Origin of the sequence: Vibrio glycogenivorans, from assembly GCF_051660965.1 — a bacterium.
Taxonomy (GTDB): Bacteria; Pseudomonadota; Gammaproteobacteria; order Enterobacterales; family Vibrionaceae; genus Vibrio.
Map to the genome: position 1 here is coordinate 262698 of NZ_JBPVIS010000006.1, position 22834 is coordinate 285531.

Genomic DNA, 22834 nt, shown 5'->3' on the forward strand with positions numbered 1-22834 from the left:
CCTTTTGTTACTGTAGCTTTTGTTGGACAAATTTGTTTGGCTAACAACTGATAGTTTTGATATTAAATTTTATTAATGATGTTGACTTGAAGCGCAAATTTGTTTGAACCCGTGCAATAGTAAGTTTAGGTTACTCTTTCTCGTGAGTCATATTATGAGGGGTTGGCAATGAAAATATCACGTACAGATACAGTGTCACTGATTTGTTTGATTGTGCTGCTTGTCCTAGTTGGATTTGGGGTCTATCAAGTGATGGCTAAAAACAATTCAATGAAAACGGATATTGACTTGTGTCTGGTTGAGGGCGGGCCGGCTCGAAACAGTATTCTATTAGTCGACCAGACCGATGATTTCGGTTTCCAGCACAAAGTGGACAATTTTGTCCAGTCACTGATTATGACCAATGACGCTTATCAGGTTCAACACAATGAAAAGTTGGGCCTGGTCGGGATAAGTAACGATCCCACTACAGCGCTCCAATTTAACTTCATCAAATGCAACCCAGGAACAGGGTCTGACTTTAATTCTTTGTACACCACCGGCTCTGTAAAAGACGAGATCAATGTACAAGAGTTTCGTCAGCCGCTAACAACAGAGATTTTGGCGATGTTAAGTGAGGAGTCGATGCAAGGCTCAAAAATTGTCGAGACAATCCAAAAAGTGTCTGAGAGCGAGATGTTTAGACATCAGGATCGCCCACGTCGGCTTATGATCGTATCCGACATGCTACAGAATAGCCCGGGAGAGTACTCACAAAATGCACACGTTTTTCGCAAGGACTTTGAGGCAGAGTGGAAGCGGTTTTACTCTCACTATCAGTACGTGATTGAGGAAACTGACCTAAGCAATGTACAGGTCTATATCTGGTTGCAGCGTCCAGTCGAACGCCGGCCCGTCGATGTCAAAAACATGTCATCGGTCATTCATAAAAAACTATGGCGTCGCTACTTTGCGGAAGTTGGTACCGATCAGGTAGTTTTTGTCGATGGTAGACTGTGACAATTTAGTCATCCTCACATGGTAAATAGTCTGTGTTTAACAAATCGTTGACGGGCGGTATTTGCAACAAGTTAGGCCTAGACATCAATAGTTAGCAGAAGCTCTGGTTTGGTAGCAAAACAGCGTGCATTGGCTATAATCATCTGATATTTATGGAAAATATGATAAAAATGTGTGGTCTCTTTTCGGTCATTGTGGTTAGGTTGGTTTTTTTAGTTAATTTCTCTATAAATCATTTACTTAGAGATGTGATAGCGAGTAAAATCGTGACGAAGACCACACATGTTGTTGTAAATCATAGGCTTAGAAGCCTTTCTAAGTAGATTACTGGACGTTTTTCATGTGCAAAAAGTCAAATTTGGCCGATTCTTATGATTAAGAAAAACATAGGTGTTGTAAGTGCTCGATTTATAAGCGATTATATTGAGGGTCTGTTGCAGCGACCTTGGCCGTTTAGGCCGTTGAGACCTTCAAAATTTGGAGTTGCTTTTTTCATCATTTGTTGCAGCGACCTTGGCCGTTTAGGCCGTTGAGACAATTTTCTCCTTAGTTATGAACTATTAGAAAAGTTGCAGCGACCTTGGCCGTTTAGGCCGTTGAGACTAAGTGTAACCAGAAATATACGAAATTTCATATGAGTTGCAGCGACCTTGGCCGTTTAGGCCGTTGAGACCTCCACAAAATTACTCATTTTCATCTCCTTAATAGTTGCAGCGACCTTGGCCGTTTAGGCCGTTGAGACCATTTCTCTCTCTTTAGTGTTCTAGTCTAACGGAGTTGCAACGACATTGGCCGTCTAGGCCTTTAAGGATTCCTTATATGACCTTGTGTGCATTTATATTAGCCCCAAGGTCACATTTCTTTGGGTAGGTAAAGCGTATCAATTGATTAAATATCAAGCGTTTAATAACCTGTAAAGGTCGCGCCTGCACAGGAATACGCTATGAGCTCATCCGCCACTCCTTTTCCAACTAAGCCAGAGCCTTCTGCCAAGCAAATGCCTCTGACACTTCAGCCGCTTTTGCCCTTACGCAGCATTGTTGTCACATTGCGTTTTTTGGAGCCGGCATCAATAGATTTTTTCCATCAGGTTCCGTTAAGCGCTTATTTGCGCAGTCTGCTTGGGTCACCCAAAGACTATGAACACTTCTGTATGGTGGATGCACCTGAGGGAGGGCGGATCCACTATAAAGCGGGTGATTTGTATCGCTTTCAGATAAGTTTTCTCAATGGGGGGGAGCTGCTGTTAAAGCGTTTGTTAACCGCCTTGTATGAATTACCTCAATCGGCGCTAGAAGCGGGCATTGTCTCTAAGCGGCCATTTGGCGCCAATATGGTGTTGGAATCGGTGTTGGATAGCTTTACTCACTACTCGATAGAAAAGTGGCATGAGTGCAGTGAGTACGACAATCAGATGCTCACGGAGGAAGCCTTGTCTTGGCAAGGTGTGCAGACCGTGAACTTGAACTGGCTTAGCCGAGTCCGCCTTAGCCTTGGCAAAGGTAACAAAGTCAAATCGGGCGAGGCCAGGTACTGTCATGATAACGAGCAGGTCAGCGCAGAGTTATTGTTGTCCCGATTATACGATGCTGCGCGTCAACTTCTGCAGTTACGCGGTGATGGTGTCGCATCAAGACAGCAATTACCCGATGTAAAGACAGTCAACAGTCACTTGTTCTGGCTGGATTATCACTACGGTGGGGGGAAAGACAAACCCGTGAAGCCCTTGGGCGGGTTGTCAGGGCAAATGCAATTGCAGCTCGATAATGGTTTTGATTTAAGTTGGTGGCGTTTACTGATCTTGGGTCAATATCTGGGGATAGGTCAGGGGCGAGTGTTTGGCTTGGGTCGTTATCAACTAATGACATCAAAACTGGGCTTTAGTTATCGACGTGCCTTTGCCGCGAGTTCACTTATTGATAGGGTCAGCGATCCCGATAACCTGGCTAGTGCATTGTCTCACGTTAGAAAGAACAGTAGCCTTAGCCAAGATTTGCAACCCGATACTGATGAACTACTTCCGGAGTCTTTGGCCCTCAGTGCTTATGATCCCCCGAGCGACATTGAGAATGACGATGGGCAAATTGCCCTGTTGCAAGCTCAGTTTAACAAGGTTGTGCAGGGGCATTATTCAACACCTCAGCTAAACGGTTGGGTGATAGAAAAGAAAAATGGTGGCCAACGGCCACTTGCAGTGCCGCCTTTTCTCGATAGAGTCATGCAGCGAGCGTGTGCTCAGATCCTTACGCCGTGCTTTGAGAAGGTGATGAATCCGTCAAGCCATGGATACCGGCCCGGACGCTCGCGCCTTACGGCAAAAGATGAGATCAACTACTGGGTACGAAAAGGCTATACCTGGGTATACGAATCGGACTTAAAAGATTTTTTTGAGAGTGTTGACCACAGGCACCTCGAGGTCAGGCTGCGCGCCCTGTACGGGAATGACCCTTTGGTTATGCAGTTACTGAACTGGATGGCTGCAGATGTGCGCTTTATGGGCGAGATGATCAAGCGAGAAAAGGGGCTGCCTCAAGGATCGCCCCTGAGCCCTCTGCTAGCCAACCTTATGCTTGATGACTTTGATCATGATATGCAAACGCGCGGTTTTAAGTTGGTTCGTTTTGCCGATGATTTTGTGGTGCTGTGCAAATCTCCAGAGCAAGCACGGCGAGCCAGTCGTTATGCAACCCAAACATTAGCTGAACATGGGTTGAAGTTGAATCAAGATAAAACTCACATCAAGCCGATAGGTCATGGCGTGCAATACCTTGGCTATCTGTTTGTCGGCGATCTGGTACTCGATCTCTCAGGCAGTGAATACAATGATGGAACCGCATTGGTAAAAGGAGAGACAACGATCCAACCGGGTTGGCTGGCCAATATTTCTCAACACAAGCAACATAAAATTGCGGAAAATACGTCAGCGAAGACTCTAGAGACGATCGCCACACCTTCTACCGAGACCATTAAAGCGGTAGGAGAATGTGATTCAACCGGTGAAATTGTTTGTGTCAGTGGTGCCATGAGTGTCTTGTCTACACAGCAAGGACGCTTAGTCATCAAGCGTGATGATGAATGCATTTTTAGTGCTCCTTGGCGCAACCTACAAGCGGTCACCTTGTTTGGGCTTCAACACATTACTACACCGGCACTAAAAGCGGCGATGTCGAACAGTGTCCCGGTACATTTCGCTGATACGATGGGGCGATATCAAGGTGTGGCATGGAATGGGCGCGCTGAGCTCGGTCATCAGATGTGGTTGGCACAACAGAAGGCGTTTTTAGATCAAGAGGCGAGTTTAGCCGCAGCAAAAAGTGTGGTTTGCGCGAAGATTTCACATCAATGCAGTGTACTTCGCAATCGGCGCATCGCTGTCCCGGCCTCTATGAAAGCCGTCAATACTCGTGTTACCGCGGCAGAAGATTTCCAAGCATTAAACGGGTATGAAGGCGCAGCCGCTGCGGCCTATTTCAAAGCGATAGCAGGGGATTTAGATCCCAAATGGCAGTTTGATAATAGAAACCGCCGTCCTCCAACGGATCCGCTCAATGTTCTTTTGTCGCTTGGCTATAGTCTATTGCATGGGTATGTGGACAGTCTGGCCAAAACGCAGGGGCTTTTGCCTACCCAAGGGTTTTACCATCAATCCCACGGTACTCATTCTGCACTTGCCTCAGATCTTATGGAGCCGTTTCGATATTGGGTTGATGGTGTCGCACTGAGGATGCTAAACAAAAACCAGCTTAGTGTGGATGATTTTGTTTTATCGTCTGATGGTTGTCAGATAGACAAAGCGGCGCGCAATAAGTTTCTAGCCGAACTTGCACTGTCATTTGAGACCCCTCGCAGGGTAGTGGGAATAGACGAGCCAAAGCGTTTGACTGATATGATAATCATACAAAATCAGCGTGCAATCGACTGGGTACGCGAAAAAGGTGAATTTGAAGCAATAAGATTGCTTTAAGGAGCGCTTTATGCACTTATATCTGGCCTGTTTTGATATCACCGACGACAAATCTCGTCGAGTCGTTGCTAAAATGCTAGGTGAATATGGTGATAGGGTTCAGTTTTCGGTATTTGAGATCGTGGTGAAACACACCAGTGAGATAAATCTAATATGTAATGAGCTTGAGGACTGGCTCGAACCCGGTGACAGCCTGAGGTTCTATCATTTGTGTGTAAACTGCCGGCAAAAATCACACGATGCGTTTGATGAGCCGATTGCCACGCTGCCCGCTGCGGTAGTGATTTAGTCGGGGTAGCAGCGTCAATTAGTAAACAAAACAAGAGTAAAAATAACTCAAATGTGTGGTCTTTTTGATAAAGATATAAACAAACGATAACTTTTGGCATTTTTGTAGTTAAAACAATATATTATCAGATTTTTCTCTACTAATTAGCGTGTCGAGACCACACATGTTGCTAATAATCAATGGGTTAAGCAGAAACCAAGCATCAAAAAGTAAGGGCTTTTGCTCGAAACACCTCAAAAATGAGCGGTTCTCAACGCCAAGAAAAATAGGGGGCTTGTAAGTGCAAGATTTATCAGCGATTATAAATGGGTCTGTTGCAACAGGCTTGGCCGCTAAGGCCGTTGAGACCATTTTAGGTAGTGTGATCATAATTGTTTCCTTAGTTGCAACAGGCTTGGCCGCTAAGGCCGTTGAGACCCTCAAAAAAACTTTGCTTTTTCATAAACCATCTGTTGCAACAGGCTTGGCCGCTAAGGCCGTTGAGACCAAAACGGGTTGTAGTGATATCGACTAGGTCTGTGTTGCAACAGGCTTGGCCGCTAAGGCCGTTGAGACAGATCATGTTAGCGTATTCTAAATCCTGAATTGCGTTGCAACAGGCTTGGCCGCTAAGGCCGTTGAGACTAGCAATAACAGTCATCCATTCGTGTACTCGAGAAAGTTGCAACAGGCTTGGCCGCTAAGGCCGTTGAGACAGAAGCGTTATTTTTGCAATTTGAGTGTTCATAGTGTTGCAACAGGCTTGGCCGCTAAGGCCGTTGAGACGCCATAATAGGCTCCTTAGTGTTGTGGTTTAAAGTTGCAACAGGCTTGGCTGCTAAGGCCGTTGAGACGAATGTCCATTTTGATGCGAGGTTTGCGAAGGTTGCAACAGGCTTGGCCGCTAAGGCCGTTTTGATTAAATCTGGGCCATAAGTAGGGTCGGAGCTAAGAACCCCTCTAAGGATGCATGTAATGTGCTTGCCTAGTCAGTTAATGCATAGCTAATAATGACAACACACCTACCGATAAATGATTTCAATGCCCCCAAATATAATGCCTAGCATACAAATTTGTAATTGATAGTTAGCTCAACTGTAAACAGATAGACCTCGTCAAGTTTTCAGATAGTGTTGGTTGATTTTTAAACAGTGCGCTGCTAAACAAGAACTATTATTATCACAAATAGTCGGTGGCAAAGTTATGTTTGAATCAGTATTGAATCTATCAAAAAAAGCATACGATAAAGCAAAAGACAAGTATGCTGAAAATAAGCAAAAGAACGAAGCATTAGCAATGGCAGAGAAGAATTGCACGGCTTTGTCTTCATATGCAAATTACCTTGATCAAGAGATCAGCGATCTCATTGCTGAGTATCAAAAAAATAAAAAGAAAAACTACCAGGCAATGCTCGACTTAAATATGCAAGAGATACTGCAGGTTGCCGTTTCTAGAGAGGAGGAAGCAGAGCGAATAGCAAGTATTGAGCGATATAATCACATTAAGAAAACTTGTGAGAAAATCACGGAGTTTTATGATGATAAGTCAAATTGTATTTCGTTTGATTCTGGGATGATCACAAAAATCATCGGGGTAGACAAAATATACGATGAGACGGTAAAACAGCTCTCTAGCTATAGTATGGACGCATCATCTGCTCATAATGCCGGTGCAATGATTGGACAAAATATAAGAGTTGCCGCATTTCGAAGTAGCTATAGAGATACATTAAACGCAGATGCTTATTCTAAGCCAGTTTTTACTTACCAACGATATCTTTCTGACATGTCTCCGCGGGAACTCGTAGTTCTGAAACTTATAGAAATGTATCGCTGTATAAGTGATGATCATAATGCTGAATTGCAGAACTATATGTCAATCATCTTTAATAGAGAAAAATGTACTATCTATAAAGAGCGTGATCCAGACGGATTGGCTGAAACACATGCTTACAATACAATTTATGAATATGTAAAAAGATTTTCTGTAGATCCACAGACCAGTTGCTCTAAGATGATATCAGACTTTATATCGGTATCAGAGAGTCACCCGGATGACTTGCTCTCAAAGTATATTAGAGAGGAGTTGGTTGGAGGAAATAGTCTATTTTCCTCAAGTGATAGTCGCTCGACTAAAGTAGATTTAGAAGGAGTAAGGTATAGTCCTGATGACCGCTTGTTGCTAGGTATGCTAGATGGAGAACACTATGCCTATTACACCGGCGAAGGCTCTATACTCACCATTGCGACCCCCGGGGCAGGGAAAACGCAAAGCAATGTGTTACCCAATCTTCTCGCATACAATGGCCCAGCAATCGTTTTGGACATTAAAGGAACATGTTATGAAAAGTCAGCTGATTGGCGAAGAGAGCATGTTGGGCCGGTTTATCGATTTGCACCTTTCGACAATGTCGACTCATGCCAAACCAACCCGTTGGCTTTTGTGAGAAAAGATCCCAATTATGTTTGGGATGACTCTAAGGCCATCGCCGATATGTTGTTGATACCACAAAGTAATTTAGACCAAACCTGGGAAAGAAAAGCAAAGGACTTTATCGCATCAATAATCGCTACATTAACTTTAGACCCAGAGGTCGAGCAACCCAACATGCAGGATCTGCTGGATGTGCTGTGCATGTCAGGAGATGAGTTAGATGAGTTCCTTTTCAAACTGAGTGGCGAACATGACCTGTTTGATGCGCCTCGCTCTATGACAAGAAGCTCAAAGAACTTTGCGTCTTTACCTGAGAAACAACTAATAACAATCAAAGATACGGCCATGGAGCATCTATCCTCATGGCAATCATATGATGTTGAGCAAGTGACGAAGCAAAATGATATTGATCCTGCGATGTTTAGAGATGGCAGCAACAGTACATTATATATATGTATGCCTCAAGATAAGGTTGCGGAACACGCATCACTTCTAAGAGTTATACTGGGCAATATAGTGAATAACTTATTTAAGGAAGTGCCGACTGAGAAAGAAGAAAGTGTCGTCTTCTTCTTAGATGAGTTACCACAACTTGGTCGAATGGCAATTATTGATAAAGCGCTAGAGTTGGGTCGAGAGTATGGCATCAGACTTTGGATGTTTGCACAGAATAAGAAGCAATTAGCAAAAATCTCAGATAACCCCGAGGGTATTATTGAGAATACGGATGTAAATATTTACATGAAACCCTCTTATGAGACTGCGGAAGAGTTATCGACCAAACTAGGGAAAACGACCGGTATTGTCGATGGTTTACAAAAACCGTTAGTTGAGGGCAGCGAATTAGTAAGTGGTAAATACAAAGATCATGCGATTGTTCTAATTAGAGGTGAGAAACCAATGATTATAGAAAAGGTTATGGCGTATCAGTTTTAGTTGACCACTTCGGAACGATAGATATGGCTAAAAATCGCTAAAGATAACTTTACTGTCTTTAGCGATTTGGTTGGAGGTTTGAATGACAAAAGATCATGATGAATTAAGCAAACGTCAGGATGAAAAAAACATAGAGGAGGAAAAAAAACGCCAAGAGGAAAAAAAGAGACGTGAAGCCTTAGAGAAACGCAAGGAAGAAACGGGCAACCTGGCGAGCCTTTACAAAGATATCATAGTGGAGAAAGAGGAAAGAACGGATAAGGAACAAGGCAAGGCCGAAAAAGAGCTTGGTACACAGGAGATGAAGTTGGTAGATAACCATAACATACCGGTTATCAAAGAACTGTATCCAGACCCGCTTACTGCAACTATGATGGCTGCGGGTGGATTAGTATGTGCGGGTAAGCACTATGGACAGATTATATCAGATAGGCTAGGTGCTCTTGCTGATGCTTTAGAGATTAAGGAATTATTTCAAAAATATATAAAAAAAATCACTCGTGATAAAGAAATAAAACCGATAAAAATAAAACCATCTCACAAAGAGAAAGAAAAATCACAGTCAAAAGCAAAAGAAATTCCAGAACAAACCAAGCTAGATAAAAATAAAACAAAAGACGAAAAAACAAGCAAGGCTAAAAGTGATGGGTATCTCAAAGGCTTTATGAAGTTTAAAGGAGAAAGAGCCAAAACAAAAGAGAAGGACAAAGAGAAGGACAAAGAAAAAGATAGAGATGAATTTAGGTTCTAACTGTCGGCCTATAGGGATACTAGTTCTATGGCGAGCTAAGGAGGTTTCAGTGACCACATTGCTAACTCGTGTTTGGTTAGTTTAGTCATTAGCTCAAAGGTAAAACTAGAGTAATAACAAATCAAATGTGTGGTCTTTTTGATAAAGATATAAACAATGGATAACTTTTGGCATTTTTGTAGTTAAAACAATATATTATCAGATTTTTATCTACTAATTAGCGTGTTGAGACCACACATGTTGCTTATAATCAATGGGTTAAGTAAAAACCAAGCATCAAAAAGTAAGGGCTTTTGCTCGAAACACCTCAAAAGTGAGCGGTTCTCAACGTTAAGAAAAATAGGGGGCTTGTAAGTGCAAGATTTATCAGCGATTATAAATGGGTCTGTTGCAACAGGCTTGGCCGCTAAGGCCGTTGAGACTTAGTGAAGAAAGTGTAGAAAAAAGTTTTGAAAAGTTGCAACAGGCTTGGCCGCTAAGGCCGTTGAGACTGATAGTGCCATCATAAATAAACAAGCTAGTTTTTGTTGCAACAGGCTTGGCCGCTAAGGCCGTTGAGACTCTGCATCACGGTCGCCTTTTAGTAGCACTAAGGTTGCAACAGGCTTGGCCGCTAAGGCCGTTGAGACAACATGCCATTTGCTAGGGCGAAACCAAAAAAGTTGCAACAGGCGTGGCCGCTAAGGCCGTTGAGACTTCATAGTCAGTACAGTGAAGGCGTCCATAAGTTGCAGCAGGCATGGCCGCTAAGGCCGTTGAGACAATGTTTTGAATGTATTAAATAGGCCCATAATTGTTGCAACAGGCTTGGCGCTTAAGTCTGTTGAGATTTATCCATTCCATCATTCACCTCTCTATCTGTTGCAGCAGTTGTGGCCGAGTTAAGCGTAACAACGATCGATAATTGAATATCTCCACTTGACCTCCCATACTGTTATGCATCGAGGCTTATAACGTCTCTTGATGCCACCACCATCTAATTCATCGCACGCTGCCAAACTTCTGTTTGGTTAGAACAGAGACTTTGTACTCGTTCAAAAAGAGGACCTTATGTCGGCTACTACCCAAGAGTTCGAGACGATTTTCTTTGAAGAGATGGCTGAGCATCTGGATGAGATGGAGTCTTTGCTGTTAGAGATGAGCGATAACGCGGATGAATCCTTGATGTTAGAAGCCCTTGAGGCGATCTTCAGGGTCGTTCATTCAATTAAAGGCGGGGCAAGCATTTTTGGCTTTGATAAGATCTCAACGCTCACCCATAGACTTGAAAATCTGCTGGACAAACTTCGAGTCGGTCAAATCAAGCTACAACAAGCAATGGTTGATACCTTTCTTCAGTCTCGAGACATACTCGAAGCCTTGAAAGTCGCCTATCAATCTAACGATCACCAAGGTGTATCAGAAAAAACGTTGCAAGAGCTGTGCACCACATTAGATGGTTTTAGTTCTGATCCAGTCCCTTCTATCAGTAAGCCTCAAACATCGGAATTGCAAACGGATACTGTTATCAAACCACTCACCGTTGGCCAAAAACTGTCATTGAAGATTTTGCTGGTTGAGGATAGCAAAGTGGTGCAAAAGGTCGCTTGTCATACGCTGAATAAACTCGGCTACGGCTTGGTGGAAGTGGCGGAAAATGGCCAGCTGGCGTTGGATATGCTTAATGCCTCAGTCGATGACCCGTTTCAAATTGTGCTGCTTGACTGTCAGATGCCAATCCTAGATGGCTATCAAGCAACGGATCAGATCCGGGCTGGAAAGGCAGGGGAAGCGCATCAAGCCGTCGCAATCATCGCCATGACGGCAATGTCCGGGAAGGAAGAAGAGCAAAAGTGCTTAAGTGCAGGTATGAATGATTACCTAGTAAAGCCGATTAAAGCAGAGTTGGTGGATGAAAAAATCGCTTACTGGTTTAGCAAACTGAATCAAGATTGCAAGCAAGAAAGTAACGTGAAACCCAAGGAGCAAACAGGCGCGGCTCAAGCAAGTCAGATGTCCAAGAGGAAAGCGATTGTTAAGTCTCATGAGGCTTCGTCAATCAGAGTCAGCACTGAGAAAGTCGATCTGCTGATTAACCAAGTGGGCGAACTGATTATCACCCAATCGATGCTGCAAAACTTGACCTATGACCTTGGTCTGGATTCAAACGCCATATTAACGGCACGATTGAATCAGTTGGAGGCGAACACTCGCGATCTGCAGGCAACAGTGATGTCCGTCAGAATGATGCCTATAGGCACTGTGTTTGGCCGTTTCCCGCGCATCGTGCGTGATTTGTCAAACTCATTGGATAAACGCATCAAGTTGGTCATTGAGGGAGAGCAGACGCAACTGGATAAGGGGCTATTGGAGCTGCTGGTTGATCCCTTGACGCATATTGTGCGCAACAGTATCGACCACGGCATTGAACTGCCGTCGCGGCGAAAAGAGCAAGGCAAGCCAGAGCAGGGGACCATTGTTCTCTCTGCCGTTTATCGTGGTGGAAACGTCATCGTTAATATCCAAGACGATGGGGCTGGGATTGACCCTCAGATTGTGCAAGAAAAAGCCAAAAAAAACGGCATGGTATTGCCCAAGCAAATGAGTGAGCAAGACATCTATCAATTGATTTTTTCTGCTGGGTTCTCAACCGCGGCGCAGGTGACGGAGGTCTCTGGTCGTGGTGTGGGCCTAGACGTAGTCAAACGAAACATTGCCAAGATGGGCGGTACGGTCAGCATTGATTCAGCACTTGGGGTGGGCACCAAAATCTCAATCGAGCTACCGTTTACCCTCGCCATACTCGAGGGTATGACTGTCAGCGTGGGTGAGCATGTTTACGTTATTCCGCTATCCAATATTGTTGAATCGTTGCAACCGAAAGCGGCGAGCCTGAAATCACTCAATAGTGGTGAGGTGATGATAAAGGTTCAAGAAGAGTACATCCCAATTGTTCGCCTGCATAAGCTGTTTAACATCGATAGCGAAATTACCGATGTCTGTGACGGTATTGTTGTTCTGCTCGAGCATGGCAGCAAAGTCATCGCGTTGTTTGTTGATAGCCTGATTGGTCAGCAGCAAGTGGTGGTGAAAAGTTTGGAGCAAAACTTTAAAAAGGTCCCCTGTGTTTCTGGCGCCACCATTATGGGCGACGGTCGAGTGTCTCTGATCCTTGATGTGGCGGGTTTGGTTAATCAGAGGCAATAGAGCGCTGGGCAAATGATTCTAGTTTAAATCTTTTCTTATCCTAGAATGCTCTCGAGCAAAGTGATTTAGGCCAGTTGAAAAAGGTGTACTTCAAACCGGCTGCCATACTATTTAGTGACAGACATGGGAAATGACTGTGGACAGCAACTCTAAATCAAATAAAAGTACTGACTCTAAGTCAAATAGCCAAACTGACTCGAGTGAAAAAGGGTATCTCACCTTCTGGCTTGGCCAGGAATATTATGGGGTGGATATTTTAACGGTACAAGAAATCATCACCTACAGCCAAGTGACCTCAATCGCGAATATGCCCGATTACATTAAGGGTGTGATGAACCTTCGTGGCACGGTTATTCCAATTGTTGACATGCGGATTAAGTTCAATCTGACGGATATCACCTATCACGAAATGACCGTGGTGATCATACTCAATATCGGTGAGCGGATTGTTGGCATAGTGGTTGATAGTGTCGCCGACGTTGTCGCGTTAGATTCTATCGACATACAACCATCACCAGACTTCGCGGCGGCGCTCGATGCTAAGTTTATCCAGGGTCTTGCCTCACAAAATGAGCTGATGCTGATTTTGATTAATATAGAAAAGTTAATGAATAGCCAAGATATGGCGCTGTTTAATCAGATAGAGACAGACGTAAGCAGCGGAGAACTAGAAGGTCACCCCCATGAGTAACAGCCAAGAGTACATCCTACAACAGAACGAAATACTCATATCGACCACGGATATGTCGGGCAAAATTACGTTTGTTGATGACAACTTCGTTCGGATCAGTGGCTTTTCAAGAGAAGAGTTAATAGGACGGCCACATAATATTGTTCGTCACCCTGATATGCCCAAAGAGGTGTTCGCAGATTTATGGAAAGAGATTAAGTTGGGCCACTGTTGGTCTGGAATAATTAAGAACAGGCAAAAGGGAGGCGGTTTTTATTGGGTTAAATCGGATGTCACGCCCTTATATAAGGATGGTGCTCAAGTTGGGTTTATGTCTGTACGTTCGATGCCTAACAAAGTGGATGTGGAGAAGATAAAATTACACTATGCGAAGTTTAAGCAAGGCGCTCAGGGGAACCATATTATTAGGCGAGGCAAGGTGGTCAACAAGCAGAAAAAACGCCTTTTCAGAGCGCTCAGTATTAAACAGCGCTTGTTCGGCTTAGTCTCAGTGGCCACCCTTGCTCTACTTACCGTGCTTGGCATTGGCATCCATAGCTCATACACAGAGAAACAGGCGGTTGAAAATCTTTACTACAACCATATCGAAGCCTATAGCCGTCTGAGGGTTATCGATAATTTATGGACGGAAAATCGGTTTATCCTGCAGAGCCTACTGTTGTCAGATGAATTTAGCCAAAACCTTGAGGCGGCGCAGAGGCTTAAAGAGAACACCTTGGAGCTAGAGCAAACAACTCAGGTGTTAGTCGGCAGTTTAGACGCTAACAATAACTCCAACACGAGTAAGTATCAGATAATCGCTCAGCAGAGCGATCAGATAGCCACAACCACCCTGCCTAAAATTTACTCAGACCTTATATCAAATGATATCACCAAGCTTGACAGCGAGAACTATCAAGCATTGATCCAAGCAGCCCAGTTGGAAATAGACACCTATCAAATAAACCTCAATAACCTGGTGGATGAAAATCGCCAGCAATCACTGATGATTTACCAGCAGAGCAATGTGGTATTTTGGTCTGAAGTTGCATTGTCGTCGGTGATGACACTTTTGTTCATCGCCGCCTACCTCTGGTTTGCTTTTTCATTTAATCGCGATATAAGCTCAAGGCTTGAAGAGATCCGCCACTACTTTACCCGTCTGGTGAAACAAGACTATTTGTTCGAAATCGATGTGAAAAAGAACGATGAGATTGGATTAGTACTGCAAGCACTCAAATCGATGAAAGTGCAGTTAGCGTATAGCATGGAGAGTGTGCGGCAAAAAGCCGTATCGGCGACGCGAATCAAAATTGCGCTCGATAATGTCAGCACCAACATGATGATCGAAGACAGTGATAACAATATTATCTATGTCAATCCGGCGATCGTTGATATGTTCAAGCAGGCTGAGCAAGACATTAAGGCGATTGTGCCGAGCTTTGATGCAGATAAGTTAGTGGGCTTGAATGTTAGGGATCTGAATCTGAAACAGCTTAAATCCTCCTCGCTGATTGCTAGTGATAGTGCTTCGTCTGACTCTGCCACCAATACAGATAGTGCTAAAAAGACCATCGAAATCGATATTAATGGTAGAACATTTAAGATAGTTACCAACCCGGTGATTGATGCAAAAGGGCAACAGATTGGCTATGTCACTGAGTGGGTTGACCGAACATCAGAAATTGCCGTGGAAAGAGAAGTTGGGCTCGCGATTCAGTCAGCCGTCGATGGCGATTTTTCTAAACGTATCGACTTTGATGGTAATAACGCCTTTTTCTCCATGCTGTGCAGCAACATCAATCGACTGCTAGAGATCAACCAGGTGAGCTTGACTGATATTGACTCCGTCCTATCTGCGCTGGCAAAAGGCGAGTTAACCTCGCAGATCACAGCTGATTATTCTGGCACGTTTGGCGAGCTGAAAAATAGCTCCAATCTCACCGTCAGCAAGCTTAAGGAGATGATCCAACATATTAAGGTGTCCGCTGACACCATCAATACCGCAGCGAAAGAGATTGCAATTGGTAACGTTGATTTAGCCCAGCGTACCGAAAAACAAGCGAGAAACCTTGAAGTCACCTCATCGAGTATGGAACAGCTCACCACGACGGTAAAACAGAACTCAGAGCACTCGAAAAAAGCCAATCAACTTGCCAAGCAGACATCGAGTAATGCGCTTGAGGGAGGTAAAGTGGTAGAGCAGGTAGTTGAGAATATGGCCGAAATACACTCCAGCTCGCGTGAGGTAATGAACATCATTTCTGTGATTGACAGCATCGCGTTTCAGACCAATATCCTTGCGCTTAACGCTGCCGTTGAAGCAGCGCGTGCGGGTGAGCAGGGACGCGGTTTTGCTGTGGTGGCAACAGAAGTGCGTAACCTCGCACAGCGCTCTGCCTCGGCGGCGAAAGAGGTCGAGAGCCTGATCAATTCATCGGTCACTAAGATAGAAACCGGCACCAAATTAGCGAGTCGAGCAGGGGAGTCCATCTCAGGTGTGGTCAGCTCGGTTCAGCAAGTTGCCGAGTTGATGGAGGAGATCACCCAAGCCTCTGTTGAGCAGAGTGTTGGTATTGATCAAGTCACCCAAGCCATATTAGAAGTAGACGATGTGACCCAACAAAACTCTGCCTTGGTCGAGCAAGGCTCAGCAGCAGCCAGTTCACTCGAAGAGCAAGTCGCCAACCTTGCTCTCTACGTTTCGATGTTTGACACCGGTGAGGCAGACATGGATGAGCCGTATATCGAAGATAAATACCACGATGAAAAACCACAATCTCGGGAGAAAACCAATCAAGTGTCAACTGAGCCACTGGTCCACTGTGATGATGATTGGACCGAGTTTTAATGACCATACTGGCGCAGTTCGATTACACGGATGCAGACTTTAATCATCTTGCGGCATTGATCCATCAAAGGGTCGGGATCTCACTGCATCCAAATAAGAAAAAACTGGTCTATAACCGGCTCGTGGGTCGGTTAAGAAGGCAGGGCTTTGAGAGCTTTGCGCAGTACGTCAGGCTGTTAGGTGATCAGCATGATAGCGAGTGGGAGCACTTTATTAATGCGCTGACCACCAACCTGACCTATTTTTATCGCGAGCACTATCACTTTGAGTTGCTCAAGCAACACGTCCAGCAAAACCTGCTTGCCCGCACGCGCTCACAGCCGCTGACAATATGGTGTGCGGCTTGTTCGACGGGTGAGGAGGCGTACAGTATTGCCATGACGTTGGCAGAAGCCTTTCAAACCAGTAAGCCCCCGGTCAAAATACTGGCGACGGATCTCAACACATCGGTTCTTTCTCAGGCCAAGCAGGGCCGCTACAGCTTGGACCAACTCGAACGAGTAACACAAGAGCAACTTAAGCGTTTTTTTACCTATGAAAAGCACACGCAGGTGTATGAAATTAAGCCCGAGATCAAAGCATTGGTTCACTTTAAGCGCTTAAATTTAGTGGAAGGCAGTTGGCCAATGAAAAAACACTTCCAGATTATATTTTGTCGCAATGTGATGATCTATTTTGATAAGGAGACGCAGCAAAGGCTGCTGCAAAGGTTTGCCGACTACCTGCCTAAGGGAGCACTGCTGTTTTTAGGGCATTCAGAGAACTTAGCCTCGAATATGGAGTGCTTTAAATTGCTCAAACAAACCACCTACCGCCGAGTGTAACTATGTCGTTAAAGGTGTTGATTATAGATTCGTGCCATCAATCTTGTGACTTTCTGCAGCAAATCGTCGCGAGTCAACCGAGTATGTCCGTCGTTGGCATCGCGCATGATGCCCAGCAGGCGCGCCACTTGATCAAGCAGCTCAACCCTGATGTAGTGACTCTCGCCATTGAGCTGTCAGGCATGAACGGCCTCGATTTTTTGAGCAAGATAATGGCGCTCAGACCTATGCCAGTGGTTATTGTCTCCAAACTGGTTAATAACAATCCTGTCCTTGTCGATCAGGCGCTTAAAATCGGCGCAACGGCTTGCGTGCAAAAGCCTAACCCTAGCCAGTTACGTGACAATAGCTTGGATACCTATTCGCTTGAGGTTATCAAGCAGCTGCGACAGGCTAGGCTGAGGTTTGATAGTCCTCGAGCAACTATCTCTACAAAACCCGCGGTTAAACCATTGAAAAGGGCCAATACTGAACAGCTGGCGAATCGTGACTTCTCACCCTATCTTGTCGCGGTTGGTGCATCGACAGGGGGCACAGAAGCGATCACACAGCTTTTGACCAAGCTGCCGAAAAATTGCCCGGGCATTGTGATTGCCCAGCACATGCCATACCGGTTCACTCAATCTTTTGCAGCGCGTCTGCAGAGCCTGTGCGTGATTGAGGTACAAGAAGCTAAACATGATCAAGTGATTAAGGTCGGTCACGCCTATATTGCGCCTGGCGATAAACACCTGGTGATTCACAAACGCTCGGGTTGCTACTACACCATGTTAAGCGATGACGAACCGGTTAACTTGCATAAGCCTTCGGTAGACGTGTTATTTGACTCTGTGGCTGAAAATGTAAAGCAGCTTGGACTTGGGATTATACTCACCGGCATGGGTAAGGATGGTGCTAAGGGGTTGCTGAGAATGAAAAGGGCTGGGGCTATGACGCTTGCGCAAGATAAGGATAGCTGCGTAGTTTACGGAATGCCGCGTGAAGCGAAAAAAATCGGTGCAGTGCACAAAGATATGCCCATCTCTGAGCTCGTTGAGGCCATCCTAGAGCTGAATATAAAGCCGGTTGTGAGCACTAGTTAGTATCAAGCCCTGAGCTACGAACTATAGGCGGGTTGCTTAATAACCTGAACTGGTCAACTTAACCAACAATTTAAGGCTGGCTGAGTAGTAGTCATCCTGATCGCTCACTTTGGTTGAACTTGGCGAGAGCTCTCCCATGGTGAAGTCTCGTACCGCCAGCAACCCACCACTCATCGGATACCCAGCTTTTTGGTCGCCAGTCACAGTCTCCCAAGCGGGCGTGTTTGATCTATCGTAACCTGAGAACAAGTCTTGCCAACGTGACATTAGCGGATGACTAGGGTTGTGCCAGCCAATATACACAGGCACGCGAATCGCATCATAACTTGCACGAGCCGGCCACTGCGCGGCGGGAGATGTGGTGCCGTCGATGTAGAGAGTGACCCAATCGGTGGCGATTTTGTGATTGCCCCAGTTGATATCCAGCATCAACTGTAGCGTGTCGTCGATCAGTGATTGCAAGTCCAATAGATGGGTGTGAGCGAGAAAATCTTGCCAAGCAGGGTAGATAAAATAGGACGGGTTTAGCGTGATACTTGATGGGAAAGTAAAGCCGACCGTGCCTGGTAGCATGACTTTTTTACCCGCGAAATCGATGATGTTGTGCGTTAATAATGAGCGCAGTATCTGATCAGACGCTTGAAGGTACTGTGGCTGGTTCCATCGTTTGCTCGCTTTGAGTAGCGCCCAAGCGATCAGCACATCGCCATCGGAGGCATTGTTTCTATCCTCTATCGGATCTGCGACGTTGGGATTGTATTTCCAGCAAAATAGGCCCGTGGTCTCATTGCGCAGGTTATCTTGAGTCCAGTGCCATAACCGTTCGAATGCCTGCCTGTCGTCATACGCAACCGCGAACAACATTCCAAAGCCCTGGCCCTCACTGTGGCTGATATTTTGGTTGCCGGTATCGACAACTCGACCATCCGCGTGAACAAAGCGCTGTTTATAGCGCAGCCAGTCGACATCACTTGCCGCATGCACTGGAGCGCCAAAGATAACCAACACAACAGCTAGCCATTTTCGAGACCCTATCAGCCATTTGCTCAACCACATAGACTTCCCTTTGTAGGTCACTTAGGTCTCTAGTACTCATCAAAGTAGTGCTTCAGCCAAATCTGGCCGCGCGCTTCGTTATAATCGCCAAAGGTGTCATAAAGCGCCCGTGCTTCGAGCACCAAGCTACGCTTAATGGCGTACTGTAAGCTGGCATTAAACTGATAACCGATGCCACTGACCGAGTCACCGTCATAATACGCTTCTTTGGCGTAACCCTGGCTGACGTAATCCTCTAGCTCAGCCTGAAGGGCACGATTATCCGGGTAGTAAGCCACGGAGTCTAAGCTATAAGACTGGTAACCTAATGCGCCGCCGATAGAGTAATTTAGACCCATATAGGTATGTTTATAATTAAACGGGAACGCGATATTGACGTAATTTTGCGGGCTAAAGTATCCACCATGACCAACAGTGAAGTAGCTCAAGTTATCAGTAAAGTTGAGATAGGACATGCTGATGCCAGCTTGCAGCTCGGCATCCTCCTCAACGTGGGGCCTGAAATAGAAACCTGAACCAAATCCAATGCTGGTGTTGTCAGCAACATCATTGCCAAGGTAGGCCCACCCGTCGGCGCTGACGTAATAGCCCGCGAAACCGTCATCATAACTCAGCTCGGCCCTGGCGCCATTTTTGGTCACCTGACCCCAAGAACGACCTGAGAATTTATCGACCGCACCTGCGTAGGACAATAAACTGTCTTTGATAACGCGTCTCTGCGCGGATAATGACAGGCGAGTATAGTTGCTAAGCTTGGGTCGCCACTCAATACCACCGACAAAGGTATTTTCTTCAAAGCCAAGTGGGGTAGTGCCAATATCTAAGGTGTAGTCTTGCCCTTGGAGTGCCATCGCGATGTCGATCCCGGCTTCTTGCTGCGAACCTTGTGAGGCTACCGTTGGCAGTGGGCTGGTTTGGTCCTCATCCTCTGCAACCTGTCCTTGGATGGTAGCTCCAGTACCAAAGCGTCGGCTGGCATCACCCGATGCCGAGCCTGCATTGAGCGACACCGCACTGACCTTAGCCTCGACGCGAGTATTGGCGAACGGCTGGGTGGACCAAGTGAGGGAAGAATTAGCCTCGGTTAACTTACTCAGTCCCGCCTCACCATCTCTTCCTCGGACCTCAAAATCTGCCTGTAGCCACGACGAAGTCTCTTTACCTATTGTCGCCAGCATTTGATCAACTTGGGCTAAGGTCTCCTGACGTGGGGTTAACTTTGGCGCATCGATGCGGTAGTTATTGGCGGTCTCAATTTGCCAAGGCATTTGGGTGCTGTAGACCGATGGATTATTAGTCCCTTCAAATTGACTGGCGTCCGCTTTAAACGGGTTATCGGCTAATAGTCGTCCCCCTTGCATCGGACTAGAGGAGTTCGATGACAGCGGCATGCCCAATAATTGGCTGCGCGCATTACGCAGTGTCGCCATCGCTTGCTGGTGGTTCCCCTCAGCGTGAGAGACCCGAGCCAACAGCAACATTCTCGATGGGCTTTGGGTATCTTTTAACTCTTGGCTAAGCTCTCGTGCGGTTTGCGGATCGTTATTGGCGAGAGCTAGATTAATGGCCCCGACATGGGCGTCCTGTTGAATATTATCTCGATTGGTCGAGATCAGATAGTCATACACCACTGACGCCTCTTGTTGCATCTTGCCGGATTCGTACAATCTTGCCATAGCGAGCATCAGCTCAACGCTATTCGGGTCTTGCTGCAAAGCCATGGTTAACACATCATAAGCCGAGGCATAGTGACCGGCCGAGCGCAGTTGTTCAGCCTCGTTAATGACATAGACATTCCTCGCTCGTATCAGCTGCTCTTCGCTACTGTTAGCGGTGATACGTGGATCATTCAGCAGATTTTGTGCCGCTTGCTTTAAGCCGGCTTGATGGAGGATCTTAATGTGGCTGGCGTAATCGAGGGCATTGCCCTCGATGTCTTGGTCGAGGTTATTTTGGATGGTTTTCAGCGCTAGGTTCATGTCACCACTTTGCACCATCAGCTCCGCAGCTTTCCCCGCCTGATAAGGCTTATCAAACGGCTTTGACGCCAATGGCGCTAGGATCTCGAGCGATTTATCTCGGTTGCCCTGGGCCATATAGCTGGCAGCCAGATCTAAGGTCTGATTTAAAAGCCCCTCTTGATAGAGGCTATCCATAGTATCGCTTCGCTCGGCTTCTGGAATGCGTGCAAGATAGGAGTTAGAGCGTCGCCACTGCTCTTGACCCGAGTAGAATATTGCCGCGGCATACAGTGACTCATTGGATGCCTGTGGGCGATACAAAGGGGCGATCACTTGCTCGGCTTCAAGCTCTCTGCTATTCGAGCTGAGCAAGTTAGCTAATTCGAGCCTGATCCACGGGTTATTTGGCAGTCTCTCCACGCCATTTTCCAACACAACAATCGCCGTCTCTATATTTCCTGCAGCAACGGCCTGATCGGCTAGGCTGCGAATACTGCCGAACTGATCGCTCGCTCGGATCTTGCGCTGCTGCTGCGCTGGAAGGTTAGCAAGCAGTTTCTGCGCTTTTTGCATCTGATTTTGTTCGACTAACACGTAATACAGTTGCTCATTGGCCGCTGAATTATTCGGACTGCTGTTCAGTACAGCCACTAATAGCTTTTCTGCTTCGCTATAATCACCGACTTCTCTTAATAGTTGCGCTCGAAATAGCTTGGCAGAATTCCCCAGTTGATCGCTGCGCGCGGCCAGCGGGTGGCTTAACTGCAACGCCTGCTTGATGTTGCCGCTTTGCTGTTGCTGCTTAGCCTTGTTGAGGTCGGCGTAGAACTTGGCTTCGTCGGCCTGTTTTCTTCTGGCACTGGCCTGAGCGCCGCCTAAGTTTGCCGAGCGATTTAGGTAGGTGGCGGCATTGGCAAAATCTTCTTGCTGAGAATAGACGTAACCGAGACCTGCGAGGGCGTCGGCGTCTTTCGGATTGGCATCAATCGCTTGTAAAAAGGCCCGTTTTGCTTGAGCTAACTGCCCCTTGTTGAGCAGTTCAAAACCGTTACTTCTTACCTCATTACTGACTTTCTTTTCATACAGGGCTTTGATCTCGGTATCTTGTGGATGCCTTTGTACCCAAGCCTGATAATAGCGCTTATCAGCCGGGGTCGGCTCTAGCCACAACAACGTCTGCCGAAGGCTGGCGTCGGCTTCTGGGTTGGACTGCGCCATGGTTTCTAATAGGTCCATGCCTTGGCGGCGGGTGTTCTCGCGGTAGGTCAGTACTTTGGCATAGGTGAGCTTAACCGCGGTGCTCTCTGGGTAGCGGCGATACAATTGGTCAAGCGCGCCCTTGGCCTGATCATATTGGGCATCGATACTCGCCATGGTGAGGTAGTACTCTGGCGCGAAGGCTAAAGGCGGCTCCTCGCCTTGGAATACCCCTTGCCACGCCTGCAATGCTTGTTGCAAATTGCCGGTACTGGCAAGGCGGCGGGCCTGCTCGATTTGAGCTTGGGAGACGGGTTTAACCTCAGGTGATGAGTCTAACTGCTGAATATAGGGTGAGTTTGGCGCGGCCTGAGCCAACCTTTGTTTCCATTGCAAGGCTTGCTCGGCATCACCACGCTGCTGGGCCCAGAGCGACAAATAGTAGAGTGCACGGTCATTGTCAGCATCCACCATTAGAACTTTTTCAAGTGACTCGCTCGCAAGCGAATCATTAGACTGCGCGTGCCAGTACTCAGCCTGCTCAAACAAGGTATCCAGTGCGCCGTTGTTTGCTTGCGATTCAGTGGCATAAACGCTCATGCTGAGAGCCTGAACCAAGCACGTGAGTGAAATCATCGATTGAGTTTTATTTTGCA

At 46.2% G+C, this 22834-nt stretch carries 12 protein-coding genes and 2 CRISPR repeat arrays; of the genes, 10 read left to right on the plus strand and 2 right to left on the minus strand.

Going from position 1 to position 22834, the window contains the following annotated elements:
• Positions 1-168: 168 nt before the first annotated feature.
• From ACSTTG_RS13900 to ACSTTG_RS13945, 10 genes are all read left to right on the plus strand, one after another.
• Positions 169-999, plus strand: coding sequence for a hypothetical protein (locus tag ACSTTG_RS13900; RefSeq protein WP_438475249.1), 831 nt, complete (start codon positions 169-171; stop codon positions 997-999).
• Between the two features lie 433 nt (positions 1000-1432).
• Positions 1433-1810: direct repeats of the CRISPR family, unit length 35 nt; unit sequence GTTGCAGCGACCTTGGCCGTTTAGGCCGTTGAGAC.
• A gap of 132 nt (positions 1811-1942) precedes the next feature.
• Positions 1943-4963, plus strand: a complete 3021-nt coding sequence (gene cas1, locus ACSTTG_RS13905; protein WP_438475250.1) for a CRISPR-associated endonuclease Cas1 — start codon at positions 1943-1945, stop codon at positions 4961-4963.
• Between the two features lie 10 nt (positions 4964-4973).
• A complete protein-coding gene (gene cas2, locus ACSTTG_RS13910) occupies positions 4974-5252 on the plus strand; it encodes a CRISPR-associated endonuclease Cas2 (protein WP_438475251.1) in 279 nt (92 codons plus the stop codon).
• Positions 5253-5565: 313 nt separating this feature from the next.
• Positions 5566-6151: a CRISPR direct-repeat array (repeat unit 35 nt; unit sequence GTTGCAACAGGCTTGGCCGCTAAGGCCGTTGAGAC).
• A gap of 283 nt (positions 6152-6434) precedes the next feature.
• On the plus strand, positions 6435-8600 hold the full coding sequence (locus tag ACSTTG_RS13915; protein ID WP_438475252.1) for a type IV secretory system conjugative DNA transfer family protein: 2166 nt from the start codon (positions 6435-6437) through the stop codon (positions 8598-8600).
• Between the two features lie 82 nt (positions 8601-8682).
• Entirely contained in the window at positions 8683-9351 is a 669-nt protein-coding gene (locus ACSTTG_RS13920) for a hypothetical protein (protein ID WP_438475253.1), read from the plus strand.
• Positions 9352-10401: 1050 nt separating this feature from the next.
• Entirely contained in the window at positions 10402-12537 is a 2136-nt protein-coding gene (locus tag ACSTTG_RS13925; protein WP_438475254.1) for a chemotaxis protein CheW, read from the plus strand.
• Between the two features lie 136 nt (positions 12538-12673).
• The gene (locus ACSTTG_RS13930; protein ID WP_438459445.1) at positions 12674-13228 is read left to right on the plus strand and encodes a chemotaxis protein CheW; all 555 of its coding nucleotides are present in this window, start codon (positions 12674-12676) and stop codon (positions 13226-13228) included.
• Positions 13221-16058, plus strand: coding sequence for a methyl-accepting chemotaxis protein (locus tag ACSTTG_RS13935; RefSeq protein WP_438475255.1), 2838 nt, complete (start codon positions 13221-13223; stop codon positions 16056-16058). Before ACSTTG_RS13930 ends, ACSTTG_RS13935 begins: the two co-directional genes overlap by 8 nt.
• Positions 16058-16882 (plus strand): CheR family methyltransferase, encoded by an 825-nt coding sequence (locus tag ACSTTG_RS13940; protein WP_438475256.1) that lies wholly within the window; start codon positions 16058-16060, stop codon positions 16880-16882. The genes ACSTTG_RS13935 and ACSTTG_RS13940 overlap by 1 nt, the downstream gene beginning before the upstream one ends.
• 2 nt (positions 16883-16884) lie before the next feature.
• The gene (locus ACSTTG_RS13945) at positions 16885-17964 is read left to right on the plus strand and encodes a protein-glutamate methylesterase/protein-glutamine glutaminase (RefSeq protein WP_438475257.1); all 1080 of its coding nucleotides are present in this window, start codon (positions 16885-16887) and stop codon (positions 17962-17964) included.
• Between the two features lie 36 nt (positions 17965-18000).
• Here ACSTTG_RS13945 and ACSTTG_RS13950 read toward each other — a convergent pair whose 3' ends face one another.
• Positions 18001-19020 carry a family 8 glycosyl hydrolase gene (locus ACSTTG_RS13950; protein ID WP_438475258.1) on the minus strand — a complete coding sequence of 340 codons (1020 nt, stop codon included), beginning with the start codon at positions 19018-19020 and terminating at the stop codon, positions 18001-18003.
• Positions 19021-19049: 29 nt separating this feature from the next.
• On the minus strand, positions 19050-22778 hold the full coding sequence (locus tag ACSTTG_RS13955) for a cellulose biosynthesis protein BcsC (protein ID WP_438475259.1): 3729 nt from the start codon (positions 22776-22778) through the stop codon (positions 19050-19052).
• Between the last annotated feature and the right edge of the window lie 56 nt (positions 22779-22834).